This window comes from Vibrio pacinii DSM 19139 (assembly GCF_000711795.1).
Taxonomy (GTDB): Bacteria; Pseudomonadota; Gammaproteobacteria; order Enterobacterales; family Vibrionaceae; genus Vibrio; species Vibrio pacinii.
Map to the genome: position 1 here is coordinate 41,161 of NZ_JONH01000016.1, position 19,869 is coordinate 61,029.

Genomic DNA, 19,869 nt, shown 5'->3' on the forward strand with positions numbered 1-19,869 from the left:
CAGTTATGAGTAAAGAACAGTACAACCAAGCCCCGCCATTTTCGTTCGCGTTATTACACCCTAAATATTGGGGGGTATGGTTTGGTTTTGGTCTGCTTGCACTGATAGTGAATCTACTTCCCTATTCCGTGCTGCTGCGCCTCGGCCACACCATCGGACGGCTTGGTATGCGCTTTGGTCAATCTCGTGTCCATATTGCGCGCCGCAACCTTGAGTTGGCTTTTCCTGACATGCCACAGCAAGAAGTAGAACGTATCGTTACCGAGAATTTCAAAAATACCGGCATGGCTCTGATCGAAACTGGGATCACTTGGTTTTGGCCAACCTGGCGTTTTAAGCGCATTTTACTGGTGAAAGACGTTGAGATCTTAAAACGCCTGCGTCAAGAGGGAAAAGGGGCTTTACTGTGCTGCGTACACGCGTTAAACCTCGAGATCACCGCACGCGCCTTTGGTGTGATCGGCTTGCAAGGTTACGGCGCTTATCGCCCTCACAGTAACCCAGCGTATGAGTTTATTCAGTATCGTGGCCGAACTCGCAATGGCAATAAACTGATTTATCGTACCGACCTTAAGCAGATGATTCGTGTCTTGCGTCAGGGAGATCGCTTGTTTTACTTACCCGATCAAGACTACGGCCACAATAAATCGGTATTTGTACCTTTCTTTGCGGTCAAAGAGGCCTGCACCACGACGGGGACGAGTATTCTGGCGACAACCAGCCATTGTGCCATCGTACCGGGCTCTGGATTTAGAAACGCGGCCGGTCAGTATGAAATCATCGCCGATAAGGATATCGAGCCCGATTACCCGAAACAAGACCAAGTTGCTGCCGCAGCCTACATGAATAAATTTGTCGAAGAGATTATTATGCGAGCGCCTGAACAATGGATGTGGCTACATAAACGCTTTAAGTCACTTCCCGACCAAGCACTGACTAACTCTCGTTACCAATAATTATAGGCGTCGCTGAATGAGCAATAATCAAATAAACAGCACCGACAAACATTTACACAACCCAACGTTTGAATGGTCGTTTCTCCATCCAAAGCACTGGGGGACATGGTTAGGCATTTTCATTGCCGCGCTATTTGCCTTTATGCCATTTCGTTGGCGCGATAGCTTGGCTAGTAAACTGTCGGTGTTTGCTGTCAAAAAAAATGGTCGAGTGGTACGTCGAGCGCGCGTGAACTTGGCCTATTGTTTTCCTGAAAAATCCGCACAAGAGCGCCAGGTGATACTTGAAGAGACCTTTGCTAAGGCGGCTCAATACCTGCTCGGTTATTCAGAGTTTTTAGTTCGCTCTACCAAACATAACCAAAATCGTGGAGTCATGATCGGTGAAGAGAATATCTTGCCACTACTCGATGCTGGCGAAAACGTGATTATTCTCGCGCCACATGCCTGGGCAGTCGACTACCCCGCAGTGATGCTGGCAGCGAAGGGCTACAAAGTCACGACCATTATGAAGCCACAGCGCAACCCTATTGGCGACTGGCTGATGCACGTGCAACGTATGCAATATGGCGGGCGCATTTTCGCTCGTGAAGCGGGCGTCAAACCCTTTGTCCGTTCTATCAAAGATGGCTATCTTGGCTACTGGTTGCCAGATGAAGATTTTGGCGCTGCCAATTCGGTTTTTGTGCCTTTCTTTGGCACCGAAAAGGCGACCTTAAAAGGCTTTGGTAAAATGGCGCGTCTCTCAAAAGCGAAAGTGGTGCCGATACTACCCGCTTATAACGATAAAAGCGGTAAGTACGAAGTGCACATCTTACCGGCGCTCGAGAACTTCCCCACTGGCGACGAAGAATCAGATGCGCGTGCAATGAATCAAGCCATCGAAGATTTAGTTCGCCCTCGCCCAGAGCAATATATGTGGAATTTGCCGCTGCTTAAAACTCGTCGAGATGGTGTGAGTATTTACGATAACTCACACAAAGGTGATGGTAGCGAAGGATAGTTGCGAGTTAAAACGTTTAAGGGTTGACGCATATACGTCAACCCTTTTTTAATAGCTATCAAGAACCGCTTGAGAGACGCAGTCCGAACTTGATTCTCGGATCGTCTAGATCCCGTACTCTGCGCGGTACGCTTTAACTGCATCTAGATGCTCAGGGGCGGTGCCCTTTTCTTCAAGGAAAGTGACGAGGTCAGTCAGGCTAACGATAGAGATAATCGCACAGCCAAAATCACGTTCAACTTCTTGGATCGCCGAAAGCTCTCCTTTGCCCTTCTCTTGGCGGTCAATCGCGACTAAAACGCCAGCGAGATCGGCGCCATTCGCCTTGATGATTTCCATCGATTCACGAATCGCTGTGCCGGCGGTGATCACATCATCGACAAGCATAATACGACCTTCGAGTGCACTGCCAACCAAGTTGCCACCTTCACCGTGATCTTTCGCTTCTTTGCGATTAAAACAGTAAGGCGTATCAATGTCGTGGTGATCCGCTAACGCAACCGCCGTGGTAGTTGCAATCGGAATGCCCTTATACGCAGGACCAAATAACACATCAAAATCGATCGCAGAGTCGGCCAGAGCGGCGGCATAAAAACGACCTAAACGCGCTAGGTCACGGCCTGTATTGAAAAGACCAGCGTTAAAGAAATAAGGGCTTTTACGGCCAGACTTCAAAGTAAACTCACCAAACTTCAAAACTTCTTTTTCTAAGGCAAACTCAATAAATTCACGCTGGTATGCTTTCATTACTTTCTCTCTTGATAATAGTTACTAGAGGCTAGTACCTAGCTCTTAGAATTTGACCTCTAGGCGATCGAAACCAGATCCTTGCATCATTACAAGAGATTCTGAATCACGCTCGTACCTCGCTGTTCAGAATGACGATATGTTGTTCGTCATTCCAGAAGTGATAAACGAGCTATCTGGAATCTGGTTTACAACCGCTCCTAGAGATCAGCTCCCAAGGGCCGTGGTCTAGTTTCTAGAAAATGACTTCTAGGAACTTAAAAAAATAGCCTCCAATTGGAAGCTATTAGATAACACTTAATTTGCTAACGCCGCCTTCTGCGCGGAAACAATATCGGCAATGCCTTTCTTCGCCACCGCGAGAAGGTCCATTAGCTCATCATGAGTAAACGGTTCACCCTCGGCAGTGCCTTGAATTTCAATCATGCGACCATCTTCGGTCATCACCACGTTCATGTCTGTGTCAGCGGCTGAATCTTCGACGTACTCAAGATCACATAAAATATCTTGGCCTAAGATACCCACAGAAACCGCCGCAACGTGGCCCTTCATAGGGTTCGCTTTAAGCTTGCCTTTCTCGACTAAGTGTTGGAAGGCATCAGCCATGGCAACGCTCGCACCAGAAATAGACGCGGTACGCGTACCGCCATCGGCTTGAATAACATCACAGTCTACCGTGACCATAATCTCACCAAGCGCCTCTAAATCAACGACAGCACGAAGGCTACGCGCGATAAGACGTTGGATTTCCATAGTGCGGCCACCCTGCTTACCGTTTGCTGCTTCACGACGCATACGCGAATGAGTAGAGCGCGGGAGCATGCCGTATTCTGCGGTCACCCAGCCTTTACCTTGGCCTTTCAACCAACGTGGGACGTTTTCTTCGACGGTCGCATTGCAAAGCACTTTGGTATTGCCGAACTCCACCAGTACAGAGCCTTCTGCATATGCAGTGTAGTTACGAGTAATTTTAATTGGGCGAATCTGATCCGCCTCGCGGTCATTTGGACGCATGGGCATCTACCTTATTTGCAGGGGGAGACGTTTTGATTGGGGCGAGATTATAGCGAAGTTTAGTCGGCAAAGCTATCGATTGGCGATTTGTGCTACTATTGGCAGGCGTTATTTTCAAAGATAATTAAACAGGAAAATTCGATGATCTACAGTATGACAGCCTATGCACGTAAAGAAGTCAAAGGCGACTGGGGCAGCGCCGTATGGGAAATTCGTAGTGTTAACCAACGCTACCTTGAAACCTACTTTCGCCTGCCAGAACAATTCCGCGGCCTAGAGCCAATGCTGCGTGAGCGCTTTCGAAAACGCCTCGCCCGCGGCAAAGTCGAATGCGCACTGCGTTTTGAAGCCAACCCTGCCGCTAAAGGTGAACTAACCATCAACGAAACGCTCGCCAACCAAGTGATTAAAGCCGCTGAACAAGTGATGCACATGACGGGTGAGCTGAGCCGTATCAATCCATTCCAAGTAATGAACTGGCCTGGCGTGATGGAAGCGCAAGAGCAAGATATGGATAGCGTCAATCAAGATCTGCTTGCGGCGTTTGATGAGGCAATTGGTGAGTTCATTGAAGCGCGTGGCCGCGAAGGTGACAACATGAAGGCATTGATTGAGCAACGTTTAGATGCCATTGATGCTGAAGTGACAAGAGTACGCGCACGCATGCCAGAAATCATTGAATGGCAGCGAGAGCGTCTATTCTCGAAATTTGAAGACGCCAAAATTGAACTCGACTCGTCTCGTGTCGAGCAAGAGCTGATCCTACTGGCGCAAAAATCAGATGTCGCCGAAGAGCTTGATCGCCTCGACTCTCACGTTAAAGAAGCGCACAACATCTTGAAAAATGGTGGAGCATGTGGCCGTCGTCTCGACTTTATGATGCAAGAGTTTAACCGTGAATCAAATACTCTAGCCTCAAAATCGATCAGCACTGACATCACCGCATCCGGTGTAGAGCTTAAAGTACTTATCGAGCAGATGCGCGAGCAGATCCAGAACATCGAATAATCATCGATTTCTATTGTACAAAGCCCAGCGTTTGCTGGGCTTTGTTTTATTTAACTCATCTTGCTTAACGTTCGATTCTTGCCATACGGCCAGTAACACGAACGATGTGGCTCTGGTATCTGACCATAAAAAATGGCCTTGCGCGACGCAAAGCCATTCGTATTTAGCCCGCTAGTACTAAAGCAGAATCAAGTAACTCATAAATAGACCACACAGAACATAAATAACAGGATGGACTTGTTTACGCTTGCCCGCCACGACCATAGAGAAAGCGTAACTAATAAAGCCCATTGCCATGCCGTTTGCAGGCGAGAAACTCAATACCGTGAACATAATGGTAAAGAAGGCCGCAATGCGAGACTCTTTTTGTTCCCACTGAATCTGCCCCAAACGACCAATCATGTAGATACCGACCACAACCATGGCTGGTGCCACCATCGCAGCAGAAAAAATTGAGAAGAGCGGGTATAGAAACAGAGACACAAGGAATAAGCCAGCAACCACAACCGCCGCCAAACCTGTTTTCGCACCTTGAGACGAGGCAATACCTGACTCTGAAAACGCCGTAATTGACGTGGTTCCCAACACAGAACCAATCACAGTGCCTCCCGCATCCGCCACTAGCGCAGAGCGAGCATTTGGCACTTTACCGTCTTTATCAATGATCCCCGCGTCACGGCCAACACCGATGATAGTGCTCAAACCATCAAAGAAATCGACAATCAGAAAGATAATGACAATAAACAGCAGATCGAACATCTTCTCTGCCGTCAGGCCCGAGAAGTTAAATACGGCGCCGAAACTGCTTTCCATACTTGGCGGCGCAGTAATAAATTGCTCTGGCATCGGCGCATTGTTGGTTCCCATCACCACATCAGCCAAAACCGTCAGAGCAATCGCTGAAATAAAAGAGATAAAGGTCGCCAACTTGATATCGCGAATCATACAGCCAAGCGCAATGAAGATACTCAGGTAAGCAATGATGACTTTCGGCTCAGAGATATCGCCCATACTCACCAAGATGATCGGATTGGAAACAATAATTCCCGCATTCTTTAGCCCCAAGAAGGCAATGAATAGACCGAGAGAGACAGTAATGGCCAGCTTCAAATCTTCTGGAATCGACTCAATCATCGATTTACGAATATTGGTCATCGATAGAATCAGATACAGCACGCCGGAAAGGAAAATACCGAATAATGCTTCGTGCCACACTAAGGCGACTGAGCCACTCAACAACATCCCTTTAAAAAAGCCGTTCATGCTCATACCCGGTGCAAGCATCACTGGGTAATTACCCCAAATCCCCATAATCAGAGTAGCTGCCGCTGCCGCTAAAGCCGTGGCAGTAAAAACCGCCCCTTTGTCCATCCCTGGTATGCCACCCAAAATCGCTGGGTTAACCGCAAGGATATAGCTCATAGCTAAGAAGGTAATAAAGCCAGCATACAGCTCTGTGCCAATGGTGGTTTTACGCTCAGAAATTTTAAAAATGGACTCTAGGATGCCAGGGTTATCCTGGGCTTTTACAGCGGTATCGAGACTCACAATCAAACCTTAACGATTAAATAAACAGGAACGGAGTCAAATGCTGATAGAGAACGAAACAGACGCTAACCACAAACAAAACTGTAGTCACCAAGATAGGCTCGGTGGTAGAGACGTTCAGTCCAATTTACTAAACATATACAGCATTTAAACGTTTGCGCGGCATTGTACGAATCTCACATCAAAACTCAACGCTTTTCTGGCTTAAAAGAGAACAAAAGCAAACGTTTGCCTTTTGAACGATGAATTCAATCCGTCTGAGATTACTGGTGGTTTGCGCCTCCTTACTCACACTAACCCTTGCTATAGTTGTTCTAGAGCGCCTATTTATGCTACTCTTCGCGTCCATTTTTCTGACCTAAATTTGACCAACTCGGTGAAAAATCTCGGTCAGTGCTATCTTTATAATGGTCAGCAGATCTCTGTTAGCCATCACCAAACCAAATGTGAGAATGTCCCTATGGGTAAAGGCACTCTGTATATCGTATCGGCACCAAGCGGTGCGGGAAAATCGAGTCTGATTTCAGCCATGCTAGAAACCAACCCTACCTATGCAATGAAAGTATCGGTTTCGCATACCACTCGTGGTATGCGCCCTGGTGAGCAAGATGGCATTCACTACCACTTTGTGCAAAAAGATCTCTTTGAAGAGCTGATTGAAAAAGGCGAATTCCTTGAGTACGCCGAAGTGTTCGGCAACTACTACGGCACGTCGCGCGTTTGGATTGAAAACAACTTAGAAAAAGGCATTGATGTCTTTCTGGATATTGACTGGCAAGGTGCCCGTCAAATTCGTCAGCAAATGCCGCAAGCAAAAAGCTTATTTATTCTGCCACCGTCAAACGGTGAGTTAGAACGCCGTCTTAACGCTCGTGGTCAAGACAGTGAAGCCGTTATTGCCAAGCGCATGGCAGAAGCGAAAGCGGAAATCTCACACTATCGCGAGTACGACTACGTCATCATTAATGATGACTTCGACAACGCACTGATGGACTTTAAGGCCATCATCCGCGCTGAAAGATTAAAGCAAGACAAACAAGCTGATAAATATAAAGGCATGCTTGACGCGCTTTTAGCGGAATAATCCCCTTAAAGAGAAAGAGTTCCTAGACACTAGGAACTCACACCCTGTATAATTTCTCGTCATTCAAGATTTTAGTAAACTAATTTGGAGTTCTCATGGCACGCGTAACTGTTCAAGACGCTGTTGAAAAAGTTGGTAACCGTTTCGACCTAGTTCTCATTGCGGCACGCCGCGCTCGTCAAATGCAAACCGGCGGTAAAGATTCACTAGTGCCAGAAGAGAATGATAAGCAAACGGTCATCGCTCTTCGCGAGATCGAAGAAGGTCTTATCACTAAAGACATCCTTGACGCACGTGCGCGTCAAGAGCAGCAAGAACAAGAAGCCGCTGAATTAGCCGCCGTAAGCAGCATCGCTCACAGCCGTTAATCAGATCTTCACGTCAACAACTATCTTCCGGATCTAAAGTTTGTATCTATTCGATAGCCTCAAAGACGTTGCCCAAGAATACCTAACAGAGCCTCAAATTGAGGCTCTGCGTCAATCTTATGTGGTAGCGAAAGATGCTCATGAAGGGCAGACCCGTTCTAGCGGCGAACCTTATATCATCCACCCTGTGGCTGTGGCTCGTATCTTGGCGGAAATGCGCCTTGATATCGAAACTCTGCAAGCGGCTCTACTCCACGATGTAATCGAAGATACTGAAGTTACAAAAGAGGAGTTAGAAGCGCAATTTGGCAATACCGTTGCTGAATTGGTCGATGGCGTGTCTAAACTTGATAAACTCAAGTTTCGCGATCGCAAAGAAGCCCAGGCAGAAAACTTCCGTAAGATGGTGCTTGCCATGGTGCAAGACATCCGCGTTATCCTGATCAAACTCGCTGACCGCACCCACAACATGCGTACTCTTGGCGCACTGCGTCCAGACAAGAAACGCCGTATTGCGCGCGAAACGTTAGAGATTTACTCGCCACTTGCCCACCGCCTCGGTATCCACAACATCAAGACCGAACTCGAAGAGCTTGGGTTTGAAGCGCTCTATCCGAATCGCTATCGGGTACTTAAAGAGGTCGTGCGATCCGCTCGTGGCAATCGCAAAGAGATGATCCAGCGTATCCATACTGAAATCGAAGGTCGCCTCGAAGAGGTCGGCTTGAAGGCGCGTGTGGTCGGTCGTGAGAAAAACCTGTTCTCCATCTACAACAAGATGAAAACCAAAGAGCAGCGTTTCCACACCATTATGGATATCTACGCGTTCCGAGTTGTCGTGCAAGATGCCGATACCTGCTATCGCGTTCTTGGCCAAGTACACAGCTTGTATAAACCACGCCCAGGACGGATGAAAGACTACATTGCCGTGCCGAAAGCCAATGGCTATCAATCGCTGCATACTTCGATGATAGGCCCTCACGGCGTACCCGTTGAAGTGCAAATCCGTACTGAAGATATGGATCAGATGGCCGACAAAGGGGTCGCCGCTCACTGGTCTTATAAAGGTAACGGAGATCGCACAGGCACGACCGCGCAAGTTAAAGCGCAGCGTTGGATGCAAAGCCTGCTTGAGCTACAACAAAGCGCAGGTAACTCATTTGAATTTATTGAAAACGTAAAATCTGATCTGTTCCCAGATGAGATTTACGTCTTCACGCCCAAAGGTCGTATTGTTGAACTCCCTGTTGGCGCGACCGCCGTTGACTTTGCTTATGCGGTGCATACCGATGTCGGCAACACCTGTGTTGGTGCCCGTGTCGATCGCAATCCGTATCCTCTGAGTAAATCACTCAAAAATGGTCAAACCATCGAGATCATTAGTGCGCCTGGGGCTCGCCCTAACGCAGCTTGGCTCAACTACGTGGTGACCTCACGCGCGCGCACTAAGATACGCCAAGTTCTCAAGACGATGCGCCGCGAAGAGTCAATTACGCTAGGTCGCCGTCTTCTCAACCATGCGCTCGGTGAACTGTCACTTTCAGACATCAGTGAAGAGAACGTCAACCATGTCTTGGCCGATCTTAAAGTCGCTAGCGTCGATGATTTGCTGGCGGCAATAGGCTTAGGTGAATTAATGAGTATCGTCATCGCCCGCCGCTTACTGGGCAATGCTGATGAGCTCACGGAGTCGATCAGTGTCAATGCCGACGGTTCGCCGAAGAAAAAACTGCCTATTCGTGGTGCAGAAGGCATTTTGCTTACCTTTGCTAACTGCTGCCATCCGATTCCTGACGATCACATTATCGCTCACGTTTCACCCGGCCGTGGTCTGGTGGTTCACCGTGAAACGTGTCCAAACGTACGCGGTTACCAAAAAGAACCCGATAAGTACATGGCCGTTGAATGGTCAGACGATTACGACAAAGAGTTTATTACCGAAGTCACTATTGATGTGCAAAACCGTCAAGGTGCGCTTGCTGAACTGACCAATGTTATCTCCAACACAGGCTCTAACATCCATGGTCTTTCAACCGAAGAGCGCGATGGCCGTTTGTACACCGTCACTGTGCTGCTCACAACCAAAGATCGTGTTCATCTTGCAGGCATCATGCGTAAAATCAAAGCCATGCCACAGACGTTAAAAGTTCGTCGCCGCAAGAACTAACTCGTTGTTCAAACCGTAATAAAATGTCCTTGCCGCCACTGCTGCAAGGACATTTTTGACTTAATGCCTCAATTACTGGCGCTACGAACCTCACACTACCACTATGAACTTAGAACGCTACCAACGAATCCAACAAGTATTAAAAGCGCGTCAAGCCGATCTCACTCTGTGTCTTGAAGACGTGCATAAGCCCAACAATGTCTCTGCTGTGATTCGCTCTGCCGATGCCACAGGTATCCATAAGATTCACGCCGTGTGGCCCAATGAAATGCGCACCCTCAGCCATACTTCTGCGGGGGCGCGTAACTGGGTTGATGTTGAAACTCATGACGATATCGACACCGCGATTGCCGAGCTTAAAGCGCAAGGCATGCAAGTGCTGGTAACGAATCTTTCTAATAGCGCGGTCGATTTTCGCCAAGTCGATTACACCAAACCGACAGCGATCATTCTCGGCAACGAAAAAGCGGGCGCGTCAGCCAAAGCCAAACAACTTGCCGATCAAGACATCATGATTCCTATGCTCGGCATGGTTCAGTCACTCAATGTCTCCGTCGCCAGCGCCGTCATTTTGTACGAAGCGCAGCGTCAACGTGAAGCGGCGGGTATGTACGACAATGACATTAGCTCAGTTCCACAACAGACTATTCACCGCCTGCTATTTGAACGTGGTCATCCGGTATTGGCCAAAGTGGCAAAGCGTAAAGGTTTGCCGTACCCAACGTTAGATGAGCAGGGCCAAATTGTCGCTGACGATCAATGGTGGGCCGAGATGCAGAAGAAGTAACGACATTTTTCCTGTACAAAAACACAGCTCGGTGGTTAACTATTGTTAATGATTGAATGACTTACCGAGCCCTGTTATGTCGCAACTGCTATCTGCAATTCCTCTCACGTCCCTTACGGGGGTAGGCGCGAAAGTCGCCGAGAAACTTGCAAAAGTCGGCTTAAACTCGGTTCAAGACCTGCTTTTTCATCTGCCACTGCGCTACGAAGACCGAACTCGCCTCTATCCGATCGTCAAATTACATGCGGGTTTATGGGCTGCGGTGCAAGGCAAAGTGATGAGCGTCGATACTGTATTTGGCAAACGCAAAATGCTCGCGGTCAAAATCAGCGATGGTAACGGCACCATTACTTTACGTTTTTTCAATTTTACTGCCGCGATAAAAAATAACTTTGTCGAGGGTAAAACCGTCCATGCTTATGGCGAGATTAAACGCGGTGGCTACGGACTCGAAATTGTCCATCCCGACTACAAATTCCACACTGCCCATCAACAACCCGATGTCGAGCAAACCCTGACGCCTGTCTATCCAACCACTGAGGGCTTGCGTCAAATTACCTTGCGTAACCTCACCGACCAAGCATTAGAGTTACTCGATAAAGCCGCCGTACAGGAGCTGTTACCCAGTGGCCTTTACGATAGTCAAATCACCCTCGCCCACGCGTTGCATACCATTCATCGGCCACCTCCAAGTATCGATTTAGAGCAATTTGACAACGGCCAACATCCAGCGCAGATTCGCTTAATCATGGAAGAGTTGTTGGCGCAAAACTTATCGATGCTCTCGGTGCGCAGTAAAGGCCAGCAAGATGCCGCATTGCCTCTGGCAGAGCGTAATACGCTGAAACAGCAACTACTGGCCGGCTTGCCGTTTTCGCCCACCAATGCTCAGACGCGAGTGGTACAAGAGATCGAACAAGACTTGGCCAAACCGCACCCGATGATGCGTTTAGTGCAAGGCGATGTTGGCTCGGGTAAAACCTTAGTCGCGGCGCTCGCCGCTCTGCGCGCGCTTGAGCACGGCTATCAAGTCGCCCTGATGGCTCCAACCGAACTGCTTGCAGAGCAGCATGCCGTGAATTTTTCGACCTGGCTTGAACCGATGGGCATCAAGGTAGGCTGGCTTGCCGGAAAACTAAAAGGTAAGGCCAAAGAGGCGCAGTTAGCAGACATCGCGAGTGGTGAAGCGAAAATGGTGGTCGGCACCCATGCATTATTTCAAGAGCACGTTGCGTTTCATCATCTCGCCTTAGTGATCATTGATGAGCAACACCGCTTTGGTGTTCATCAACGTCTTGAGTTACGCGAGAAAGGCCAAAAGCAGGGCGCATATCCACACCAATTAATCATGACGGCCACGCCGATCCCACGCACGCTGGCAATGACGGCTTATGCCGATCTTGAAACATCAGTCATTGATGAACTACCTCCGGGCCGGACACCGATTCAAACGGTCGCCATCCCTGATACCAAGCGTGATGATATTGTCGAAAGGGTGCGCCATGCGTGTTTAACCGAAGGCAAGCAAGCTTACTGGGTGTGTACTTTGATTGATGAGTCTGAAGTCCTTGAAGCACAAGCGGCTGCGGATACCGCCGAAGCGCTACAACGCACGCTACCGGATGTTAAAATCGGCCTAGTCCACGGTCGGATGAAGCCCGCAGAAAAACAAGCCGTGATGCAAGACTTCAAAGACAACAAACTGCACTTGTTGGTTGCCACCACGGTGATTGAAGTGGGTGTTGATGTACCTAACTCGAGCCTGATGATCATCGAAAACCCCGAGCGCCTAGGGCTAGCTCAACTGCACCAGTTGCGGGGCCGAGTCGGGCGAGGCAGCGTTGCCAGTCATTGTGTGCTGCTGTACCACTCTCCTCTGTCAAAGACAGCGCAAAAACGACTTGGCGTGCTCCGAGAAAGTAATGATGGTTTCGTGATTGCTCAGCGTGACCTAGAGATTCGCGGCCCAGGCGAACTGCTCGGGACGAAACAGACTGGCATGGCGGATTTTAAGATTGCCGATTTAGTGCGCGATCAACGCTTAATTCCGGAAGTTCAGCGGATAGCTCGCCATATTCATGACAACTATCCGGATAATGCTGTCGCGATTATTGATAGATGGCTTGGCGATAGGGATGTCTATTCGAAAGCGTAGGTCGTCAATCAGATTCTGAATCACGCTCGTTCCTCGCGGTTCAGAATGACGACAGTAAAAACATCGTCATTCCGGAATCGAGCAACGAGATATTCGGAATCTAAAGTGGATAAACATTAATCCTTCACTTTCAGGATCTGATCCCAAGGTAAGTTTTCGTCACCCAAAACAATGAAATTAGGATTTTCTAACGTATCGCGCTCGTTATAGGACAAAGGATCAAGGTGAGTGCTTAGGATGCGCCCTCCCGCCTCTTCGACAATGCATTGTGTCGCAGCGGTATCCCATTCGCCCGTTGGACCAAGGCGAAGATAGCAGTCGACAGCACCTTCGGCGACCAAACACGCTTTCAATGCGGCAGAACCGAGCGGCACTAAATCGTAGTTCCATCCACTACTCATACGGCGAGTGATACGGTTAATGTCTTGGCGACGACTGATGGCCATCGCGATGGGGCTTGATTGCCCTGTATGTTGGTGGGTTTTAATCCGCACGTTTTGGTCTAGGTCTGGAATCTTCCATGCACCTTTACCATGATAAGCGTAATACGTTACGCCGGAAACCGGACCATAGACAACGCCCATGACTGGTTGATTGTTTTCGATCAGTGCAATCACCGTGGCAAAATCACCACTACGAGCAATAAATTCTTGGGTGCCATCCAGTGGGTCAACTAACCAGTAGCGATCCCAGCTCGCTCGCTGAGTAAGGCTGATATCCGCCGCTTCTTCTGATAACACTGGAATGTCTGGTGTCAATTCTGAGAGCTTTTCAACAATCAATTTATGCGCCGCAATATCGGCGCTCGTCACGGGTGTTTCATCACTTTTGGTGTACGCTTGGTACTCCTTTTTCTCGTAAATTTCGAGAATTAACTGCCCTGCCGAGCGGGCAATTTCAATCACGGCAGGTAAGTGATGAGAGAGATCTTTTGTTATTGGCATAGATAATCCTTAATGCTCTGCGGCGATGACCTCTGTCGTCATAATTAGGCTTGTAAGATACGCAAGGCAAGTAGCAGCGCCGTAATCGACCGCGCTTCACAAAAATCGAGGTGCGTCAGTAACTCTTCTGCCTGATCCAATGGCCAGCGCACCACATCCAAAGGCTCAGGTTCATCCCCTTCTAATTGCTCTGAGTATAGATCTTCTGCAATAAATAGGGTCATTTGACTTGAGAAATAAGACGGTGCCAACACCACTTGCTTTAATGGTGTCAGCTTATTCGCGCCATAGCCTATTTCTTCTTTCAGCTCGCGTACTGCGGCTTGCTCGGCATTTTCGCCAGGGTCAATTAACCCCTTGGGAAAGCCCAACTCATAGCGCTCCGTACCCGCCGCGTATTCCCTCACTAGCAAGAGATCGCCTTGCGCTGTGATTGGCACCATCATGACCGCATTACGACCACTCGGTTTCATTCGCTCATAAGTGCGCCGCTCACCGTTACTAAAGCGTAAGTCGAGCGCTTCAATTGCGAATAATCGAGATTGTGCGACGGTTTGTTTCGCCATAATCTCTGGTGGAGTCATTTTGGCCACAAGCTTGATCCTTTACACGAAGAGAATGCTATTAATATAGGAGAAAATAGCCGGGTTTGAAATCAAAAAAAAGGGTTCGCCTTGTGGCCAACCCTATGTATTTCATTCGGTTAATACGAATTTAGTAGTAAGAATGCTCACCGCGATCATGCTCAGTTGCATCTCGTACCGCCGACAACTCACCTTCAAATTGCTGCAGTAACTCTTTTTCGATGCCTTCTTTCAGTGTGACATCAACCATTGAACAACCATTACAACCGCCACCAAATGCGACGATCGCGATGCCATCATCAGTGATTTCAACCAAACTAACGTGACCACCGTGACCAGCAAGCTGAGGGTTTACTTGAGTTTGAATAGCGTATTCAACACGTTCAACCAATGGTGCATCGTCAGACACTTTACGCATTTTTGCATTCGGTGCTTTCAGGGTGAGTTGAGAGCCCATTTTGTCAGTGACAAAATCAATTTCAGCGTCTTCTAGGAAAGGTAAGCTGAGTTCATCAACATAAGCAGTAAGGTGGTCGAAACTGAGTTCGGTATCCGTAGCTTCGACGGCTTCTGGTGGGCAGTAAGAGACACCACACTCTGCGTTTTGGGTGCCTGGATTTACAACGAACACACGAATATTAGTGCCTTCTGGCTGCTGACTCAGTAGGTTAGCAAAATGTTTTTGGGCAGTTTCAGTAATAATAATTGTATTTGTATTTGACACGACGAATACCTGAGTAATTTTGTAGGCTATTAGTTGTCCATTCTACTCCTGAAAATTGAGAGATCTAGCCCTATTCATCAAATTCGGCTAACTCGCAGGTTCAGGAGTACGGCAAATACAATAAATATCAACGCTTTTTACCCCGGCATCAAGCAGTAATTTGCACAAATGCTGCACGGTACTTCCTGTGGTTAAAACATCATCAACAATCGCTACCCGCTTCACATTTGGCAATGATTTCAATGCGAAAGCGTTGTGGATGTTGTTCATCCGTTGGTGTTTGTCTAACCCTTGCTGCTGAGCAGTTGCACGAGTACGGCGAAACACGCCTTGCTGGGGCACAGCAAGTTGTTTGGCTAACGACTGCGCAAGCAACTCACTTTGATTAAATCCTCGCTGTAAATAACGCCGCCAATGCAAGGGCACAAAGGTGATCAAATCGGCAGGTTGGTCGATACGTGGTGCCAATAGCATCGCAAGCTTACGGGCGTGCCAGAATTGCCGTTCGTACTTGAGTAAATGCACGTAAGAAGAGAGTGGCGCTTGGTAATCACCAACACAATACAACTTATGCCAGTATGGTGGCTGCTTTAAACACTGTCCGCACTCAACTTGCTCAGCCACCGTCATTAAGCCGCAACGTTGGCAACGCGGCACTGGTGAAAAATAGTGTTGACACGTAGCGCAAACCCCTAGTTGCTGCTCGTCGGCCGCCAAGAGTAATTGACACACCTCACACTGCATCGGCAACAGGTCCGCGATGTATTTGTTGATTGTTTGCGCTAACATAGTTTCACTTTGGCCAGTTGGAACAACGATTATGGCGCCAAAGCAGCATGATGAAGGATGAAAAAAGTGCAGCAAAATGAGAGCAACTCACCTCCGCTTTATTGGCAAACCTGCGGTCGCGGTCAAGACGTAGTGCTGGTTCACGGCTGGGGAATGAATGGCGCGGTATGGCATAACACGGTAGAAGCGCTCAGCCAACACTACTGTGTTCACGTGGTCGATTTACCTGGTTTTGGCCACAGCCATCAAGCCAGCTTTGAACGCATGGACGATCTTGCCGAGCAAGTCCTTAAGCATGCGCCAGAGAATGCAATTTGGCTCGGTTGGTCACTCGGAGGCCTGCTCGCCACTCACATTGCCCTTCACCACCCACTGCGAGTCTGTAAGCTTGTCACTGTGGCTAGCTCGCCGAAGTTTGCCGCGCAAAAACCATGGCGAGGCATCCAGCCACAAGTCTTAAGTGCTTTTACCGAGCAACTGGTCGATGATTTCCAATTGACCATCGAGCGCTTTATGGCGCTGCAAGCCATGGGCAGCCCTTCGGCGCGTAAAGATGTTAAGCAGCTCAAACATGCGGTACTTTCCAGACCAGCGCCCAATCCAACGTCGCTACTGGCCGGATTGAATCTGTTGGCAGAGATCGACTATCGCCACCAGCTTGTTCAGTTAACCATGCCGATGCTGCGTTTATACGGTCGCCTTGATGGCTTAGTACCCGTCAAAGTCGCCAGTGATGTTGATACTCTGACTCCAGATAGTGAAAGCGTTGTGTTTGCGGCGTCATCTCACGCCCCCTTTATGACCGAATTTGAATCGTTCTGTGAACAAGTGAAGCGATTTATCGATAACTCGTCGCCATTGTGCAATAAGCGATAATGGGTAACAAACTGTAAAATGTGCTAAATGTTTCAGATGGTTGGTCGATAAATAAACTAACCGAAAGAGTGACCACTCTGCCGGTTGGGCGTGAGGAGACTAAACGATGCTCGTATCACCTACGAACGTAAGTGTTCCACTCATCGCCCCATCGGTTAATGTGCAAACGGAGCAAGCCGCCAGGGACAATAAAGTCCGTGAGCCAATTGCCCCAACGCTTGCATTGACCAAGAGTAACGCAGAACGGAAAGTGACTGCAGATGAAAAACGGCGCAAACAATCATCATGGGATCCCTCAGAGCACCCAAGCTATGAGACCGATCAAAGTGGTGACGCGATCTCCGTTTCTCAGGAAGAGCCTCAAGAGACACTCGATAGGCTATTTCAATTGTTGGCACTCGATAGTTATAGCGAACATCAAGGTAAAGGCTACGCCATGCGTTTTCGCTTGCCGAGACGCATAATCGATGCGGCGATAACAGAAGGAACCATGGAGAAAAGACGCACTGTGATTAAATTTCATTACGGTGATGCCGTTGCACCCAACACTCCTTCTGATGTCATTGCGGTGTTGTAGTCCTCATCGAGTTTATCATTGATGAGGTAATGCCCAAAAAAATCCCCGTTAGTATCACTACTCACGGGGATTTACTTTTGTTTTGATAAGTTTAACGCTTATCAGTCTTAGCGCTTGGCCTTTGCAAACGCCTGGGCGAAGGCGCCGCCCATAGCACTGTCTTGCGACTCTTCGCGGCGGCGTTGTCCGCCTTGAGCTTGACGCGGCTGACTGCGCGGCGCACTCGAACGCTGAGCGCGGTTATCTTGTCCGGGTTCATCATTAAGGCGCATCGACAAACCAATGCGCTTACGTTGGACATCAATTTCCATCACTTTGACTTTAACAATATCACCAGCCTTGACCACTTCGCGCGGATCAGAGACATAACGGTCAGTGAGCGCAGAGATATGCACTAAGCCATCTTGGTGCACGCCAATGTCAACAAAGGCGCCAAAGTTCGCCACATTCGACACCACACCTTCAAGAATCATTCCCGGCTCTAGATCTGAGACCGAATTGACGCCATCAGAGAACGTGGCGGTCTTAAACTCAGGACGTGGGTCACGGCCTGGTTTATCCAACTCCTTGATAATATCGCTCACCGTCGGCACACCGAAGTTCTCATCGGTGTAATCGATAGCATGCAAACCACGCAAGAAAGTGGTATCACCAATCAAGGCTTGAATCGGTTTTTGATTCTTGGCGGCGATCGCTTTTACTACTGGATAGGCTTCTGGGTGCACGGAAGAGGCATCAAGCGGGTTTTTACCATCCATAATGCGTAAGAATCCAGCACACTGCTCAAACGCTTTTGGCCCAAGCCGCGCGACTTTCTTCAGCGTAGTACGGCTTTCAAAACGGCCATTGGCATCACGATAGTCAACGACATTCTGCGCAATCGTGCTTGATAAGCCAGCCACACGCATCAGCAATGCGGGTGAGGCAGTGTTGACATCGACACCGACCGCGTTAACACAATCTTCAACCACCGCATCGAGACGTTTGGCGAGCATTGACTGGCTCACATCGTGCTGATATTGGCCGACACCAATCGACTTAGGGTCGATTTTCACTAGCTCAGCCAGAGGGTCTTGCAGTCGGCGCGCAATCGACACGGCGCCGCGTAAAGAGACATCCAGATTCGGAAACTCGTTGGCCGCCAGTTCAGACGCTGAATAGACCGACGCCCCAGCCTCGCTCACCATGATTTTTTGCACTTTTAGGTTGCCACGCTGAATAACATCCGCGACAAAACTATCGGTTTCGCGTGAAGCGGTGCCATTACCAATCGCAATCAAGTCAACATTGTGCTGACGCACCAGTGCATCGACCACTTGCGCTGACTGATCGTACTGCTTTTGCGGTGGGTGCGGATAAATCGTTTCGGTCGCGAGCACTTTACCCGTTGAGTCAACCACCGCAATTTTTGAACCAGTGCGCAACCCAGGATCAAGACCCAGCGTTGCACGCGGACCCGCTGGCGCGGCCATCAACAAATCTTTTAGGTTGGTGGCAAACACGTCGATCGCTTCAATCTCAGCGCGCTCTTTCATCGCCGCCATCAGCTCGGTTTCCATGTGCATCGACACCTTGATGCGCCACGCCCAACTGATCACTTGCTTGCGCCAACCATCAGCCGGGGCACTGCTCAAAGAGACGCCGTAGTGATCGCTAATGATACTTTCGCAATGCGACTGACGTACCCCCTCTTCTTGGCTTGGGTCAGCATTCATCGCTAACGTTAAGAAGCCTTCATTGCGGCCTCGCAGCATGGCTAAAGCGCGGTGCGATGGCACTTTGCTTAATGCTTCGTTATGCTCGAAATAATCTTTGAATTTCTCGCCTTGTTGTTCTTTCCCCGCCACCACTCGCGATACAAGCTCGGCGTGACGATTTAGATAGGACCGAATTTTTTCTAGCAAGTTAGCATCTTCAGCAATGCGCTCCATGAGGATAGCTCGCGCACCATCTAAGGCGGCCTTACTGTCGGCAATGCCCTTGTCACTATTAATATACTGCTTCGCTTCGATTTCCGGGTCAGTCTGAGGGTGATTCCACAAGGTATCGGCCAAAGGCTCTAGCCCGGCTTCAATGGCAATCTGGCCTTTCGTTCGGCGTTTAGGTTTGTAGGGTAAATACAGATCTTCAAGTCGGGTTTTACTGTCAGCTTGATGGATTTCAGCTTCAAGCTCCGAGCTCAATTTACCTTGGTCTCGAATCGATTTAAGGATGGTTTGGCGGCGATCATCAAGCTCTCGCAAGTAAGATAAGCGGCTATCTAAATTACGCAGCTGTGTATCGTCTAGGCCTCCTGTCACCTCTTTGCGGTAACGGGCAATAAACGGAACGGTATTACCATCATCAATCAGGTTGACTGCGGCGGTGACTTGCTCAGGGCGAACATTGAGTTCCTGAGCAATCAATTTACAGATAGCTTGGCTCATCCGTTGAATCTCTTTTTTGAATTAAACATTTAATTGCGGCTATTGGTTATATTGGGGTCTTGAGACAAAAAGCCAACATTTTTAGCCCTCACTAGCAAGCTTGCACCATTGT

18 protein-coding genes and 1 riboswitch are annotated in these 19,869 nt (G+C 48.8%); of the genes, 10 read left to right on the forward strand and 8 right to left on the reverse strand.

Going from position 1 to position 19,869, the window contains the following annotated elements; translation table 11 throughout:
- Positions 1-5 precede the first annotated feature (5 nt).
- The gene (locus BS19_RS11390; protein WP_038175410.1) at positions 6-956 is read left to right on the forward strand and encodes a Kdo(2)-lipid IV(A) acyltransferase; all 951 of its coding nucleotides are present in this window, start codon (positions 6-8) and stop codon (positions 954-956) included.
- Between the two features lie 16 nt (positions 957-972).
- The gene (gene lpxM, locus BS19_RS11395) at positions 973-1,959 is read left to right on the forward strand and encodes a lauroyl-Kdo(2)-lipid IV(A) myristoyltransferase (RefSeq protein WP_038175411.1); all 987 of its coding nucleotides are present in this window, start codon (positions 973-975) and stop codon (positions 1,957-1,959) included.
- Between the two features lie 105 nt (positions 1,960-2,064).
- Here lpxM and pyrE read toward each other — a convergent pair whose 3' ends face one another.
- Both pyrE and rph read right to left on the reverse strand, forming a co-directional pair.
- Positions 2,065-2,706 carry an orotate phosphoribosyltransferase gene (gene pyrE, locus BS19_RS11400; RefSeq protein WP_038175412.1) on the reverse strand — a complete coding sequence of 214 codons (642 nt, stop codon included), beginning with the start codon at positions 2,704-2,706 and terminating at the stop codon, positions 2,065-2,067.
- A 297-nt stretch (positions 2,707-3,003) separates the two neighbouring features.
- Complete coding sequence (gene rph / locus BS19_RS11405) at positions 3,004-3,720, reverse strand: ribonuclease PH (RefSeq protein WP_038175414.1); 717 nt, start codon at positions 3,718-3,720, stop codon at positions 3,004-3,006.
- 141 nt (positions 3,721-3,861) lie between these two features.
- Here rph and BS19_RS11410 point away from each other — a divergent pair, with 141 nt between their 5' ends.
- On the forward strand, positions 3,862-4,728 hold the full coding sequence (locus tag BS19_RS11410; protein WP_038175415.1) for a YicC/YloC family endoribonuclease: 867 nt from the start codon (positions 3,862-3,864) through the stop codon (positions 4,726-4,728).
- A gap of 177 nt (positions 4,729-4,905) precedes the next feature.
- Here the strand turns inward: BS19_RS11410 and BS19_RS11415 are convergent, their stop codons facing one another.
- Entirely contained in the window at positions 4,906-6,276 is a 1,371-nt protein-coding gene (locus BS19_RS11415) for an NCS2 family permease (protein WP_038175416.1), read from the reverse strand.
- 64 nt (positions 6,277-6,340) lie between these two features.
- A riboswitch (purine riboswitch) is annotated at positions 6,341-6,440 on the reverse strand.
- Positions 6,441-6,736: 296 nt separating this feature from the next.
- Here BS19_RS11415 and gmk point away from each other — a divergent pair.
- The 5 genes from gmk (at position 6,737) to recG (ending at position 12,837) form a co-directional block, all read left to right on the forward strand.
- Complete coding sequence (gmk, locus tag BS19_RS11420; protein WP_038175417.1) at positions 6,737-7,360, forward strand: guanylate kinase; 624 nt, start codon at positions 6,737-6,739, stop codon at positions 7,358-7,360.
- A gap of 95 nt (positions 7,361-7,455) precedes the next feature.
- Positions 7,456-7,728, forward strand: coding sequence for a DNA-directed RNA polymerase subunit omega (gene rpoZ, locus BS19_RS11425; RefSeq protein ID WP_038175418.1), 273 nt, complete (start codon positions 7,456-7,458; stop codon positions 7,726-7,728).
- 40 nt (positions 7,729-7,768) lie between these two features.
- Positions 7,769-9,895, forward strand: coding sequence for a bifunctional GTP diphosphokinase/guanosine-3',5'-bis pyrophosphate 3'-pyrophosphohydrolase (gene spoT, locus BS19_RS11430; RefSeq protein ID WP_038175419.1), 2,127 nt, complete (start codon positions 7,769-7,771; stop codon positions 9,893-9,895).
- Between the two features lie 103 nt (positions 9,896-9,998).
- Positions 9,999-10,682, forward strand: coding sequence for a tRNA (guanosine(18)-2'-O)-methyltransferase TrmH (trmH, locus tag BS19_RS11435; RefSeq protein ID WP_038175421.1), 684 nt, complete (start codon positions 9,999-10,001; stop codon positions 10,680-10,682).
- Between the two features lie 76 nt (positions 10,683-10,758).
- On the forward strand, positions 10,759-12,837 hold the full coding sequence (recG, locus tag BS19_RS11440; protein ID WP_038175422.1) for an ATP-dependent DNA helicase RecG: 2,079 nt from the start codon (positions 10,759-10,761) through the stop codon (positions 12,835-12,837).
- Between the two features lie 116 nt (positions 12,838-12,953).
- Here the strand turns inward: recG and cysQ are convergent, their stop codons facing one another.
- The 4 genes from cysQ to BS19_RS11460 all read right to left on the reverse strand — a co-directional run bounded on the left by cysQ (position 12,954) and on the right by BS19_RS11460 (position 15,878).
- Positions 12,954-13,781 carry a 3'(2'),5'-bisphosphate nucleotidase CysQ gene (cysQ, locus tag BS19_RS11445; RefSeq protein WP_038175423.1) on the reverse strand — a complete coding sequence of 276 codons (828 nt, stop codon included), beginning with the start codon at positions 13,779-13,781 and terminating at the stop codon, positions 12,954-12,956.
- Between the two features lie 44 nt (positions 13,782-13,825).
- Positions 13,826-14,374, reverse strand: a complete 549-nt coding sequence (gene nudE, locus BS19_RS11450; RefSeq protein WP_038175424.1) for an ADP compounds hydrolase NudE — start codon at positions 14,372-14,374, stop codon at positions 13,826-13,828.
- Between the two features lie 121 nt (positions 14,375-14,495).
- Positions 14,496-15,089, reverse strand: a complete 594-nt coding sequence (gene nfuA / locus BS19_RS11455) for a Fe-S biogenesis protein NfuA (protein ID WP_051686530.1) — start codon at positions 15,087-15,089, stop codon at positions 14,496-14,498.
- Between the two features lie 87 nt (positions 15,090-15,176).
- Positions 15,177-15,878 carry a ComFC family protein gene (locus BS19_RS11460; protein ID WP_038175426.1) on the reverse strand — a complete coding sequence of 234 codons (702 nt, stop codon included), beginning with the start codon at positions 15,876-15,878 and terminating at the stop codon, positions 15,177-15,179.
- A 57-nt stretch (positions 15,879-15,935) separates the two neighbouring features.
- On the opposite strand from BS19_RS11460, the gene bioH reads away from it, so the two are divergent.
- Positions 15,936-16,754, forward strand: a complete 819-nt coding sequence (gene bioH, locus BS19_RS11465; protein WP_038175427.1) for a pimeloyl-ACP methyl ester esterase BioH — start codon at positions 15,936-15,938, stop codon at positions 16,752-16,754.
- A 106-nt stretch (positions 16,755-16,860) separates the two neighbouring features.
- Positions 16,861-17,331: a hypothetical protein gene (locus BS19_RS11470; protein ID WP_038175428.1), complete on the forward strand. Its 471-nt coding sequence runs from the start codon at positions 16,861-16,863 to the stop codon at positions 17,329-17,331.
- 107 nt (positions 17,332-17,438) lie between these two features.
- On the opposite strand, the gene BS19_RS11475 is transcribed toward BS19_RS11470, so the two are convergent.
- Entirely contained in the window at positions 17,439-19,757 is a 2,319-nt protein-coding gene (locus BS19_RS11475; protein ID WP_038175429.1) for a Tex family protein, read from the reverse strand.
- Between the last annotated feature and the right edge of the window lie 112 nt (positions 19,758-19,869).

Excerpts from the sequence above, each read along its gene's own strand:
- bioH (WP_038175427.1), top strand. The coding sequence starts at position 15,936 with ATGAAAAAAGTGCAGCAAAATGAGAGCAACTCACCTCCGCTTTATTGG.
- rph (WP_038175414.1), bottom strand. The coding sequence starts at position 3,720 with ATGCGTCCAAATGACCGCGAGGCGGATCAGATTCGCCCAATTAAAATT.
- BS19_RS11460 (WP_038175426.1), bottom strand. The coding sequence starts at position 15,878 with ATGTTAGCGCAAACAATCAACAAATACATCGCGGACCTGTTGCCGATG.
- BS19_RS11390 (WP_038175410.1), top strand. The coding sequence starts at position 6 with ATGAGTAAAGAACAGTACAACCAAGCCCCGCCATTTTCGTTCGCGTTA.
- BS19_RS11470 (WP_038175428.1), top strand. The coding sequence starts at position 16,861 with ATGCTCGTATCACCTACGAACGTAAGTGTTCCACTCATCGCCCCATCG.
- cysQ (WP_038175423.1), bottom strand. The coding sequence starts at position 13,781 with ATGCCAATAACAAAAGATCTCTCTCATCACTTACCTGCCGTGATTGAA.
- lpxM (WP_038175411.1), top strand. The coding sequence starts at position 973 with ATGAGCAATAATCAAATAAACAGCACCGACAAACATTTACACAACCCA.
- BS19_RS11410 (WP_038175415.1), top strand. The coding sequence starts at position 3,862 with ATGATCTACAGTATGACAGCCTATGCACGTAAAGAAGTCAAAGGCGAC.
- trmH (WP_038175421.1), top strand. The coding sequence starts at position 9,999 with ATGAACTTAGAACGCTACCAACGAATCCAACAAGTATTAAAAGCGCGT.
- BS19_RS11475 (WP_038175429.1), bottom strand. The coding sequence starts at position 19,757 with ATGAGCCAAGCTATCTGTAAATTGATTGCTCAGGAACTCAATGTTCGC.
- rpoZ (WP_038175418.1), top strand. The coding sequence starts at position 7,456 with ATGGCACGCGTAACTGTTCAAGACGCTGTTGAAAAAGTTGGTAACCGT.
- recG (WP_038175422.1), top strand. The coding sequence starts at position 10,759 with ATGTCGCAACTGCTATCTGCAATTCCTCTCACGTCCCTTACGGGGGTA.
- pyrE (WP_038175412.1), bottom strand. The coding sequence starts at position 2,706 with ATGAAAGCATACCAGCGTGAATTTATTGAGTTTGCCTTAGAAAAAGAA.
- gmk (WP_038175417.1), top strand. The coding sequence starts at position 6,737 with ATGGGTAAAGGCACTCTGTATATCGTATCGGCACCAAGCGGTGCGGGA.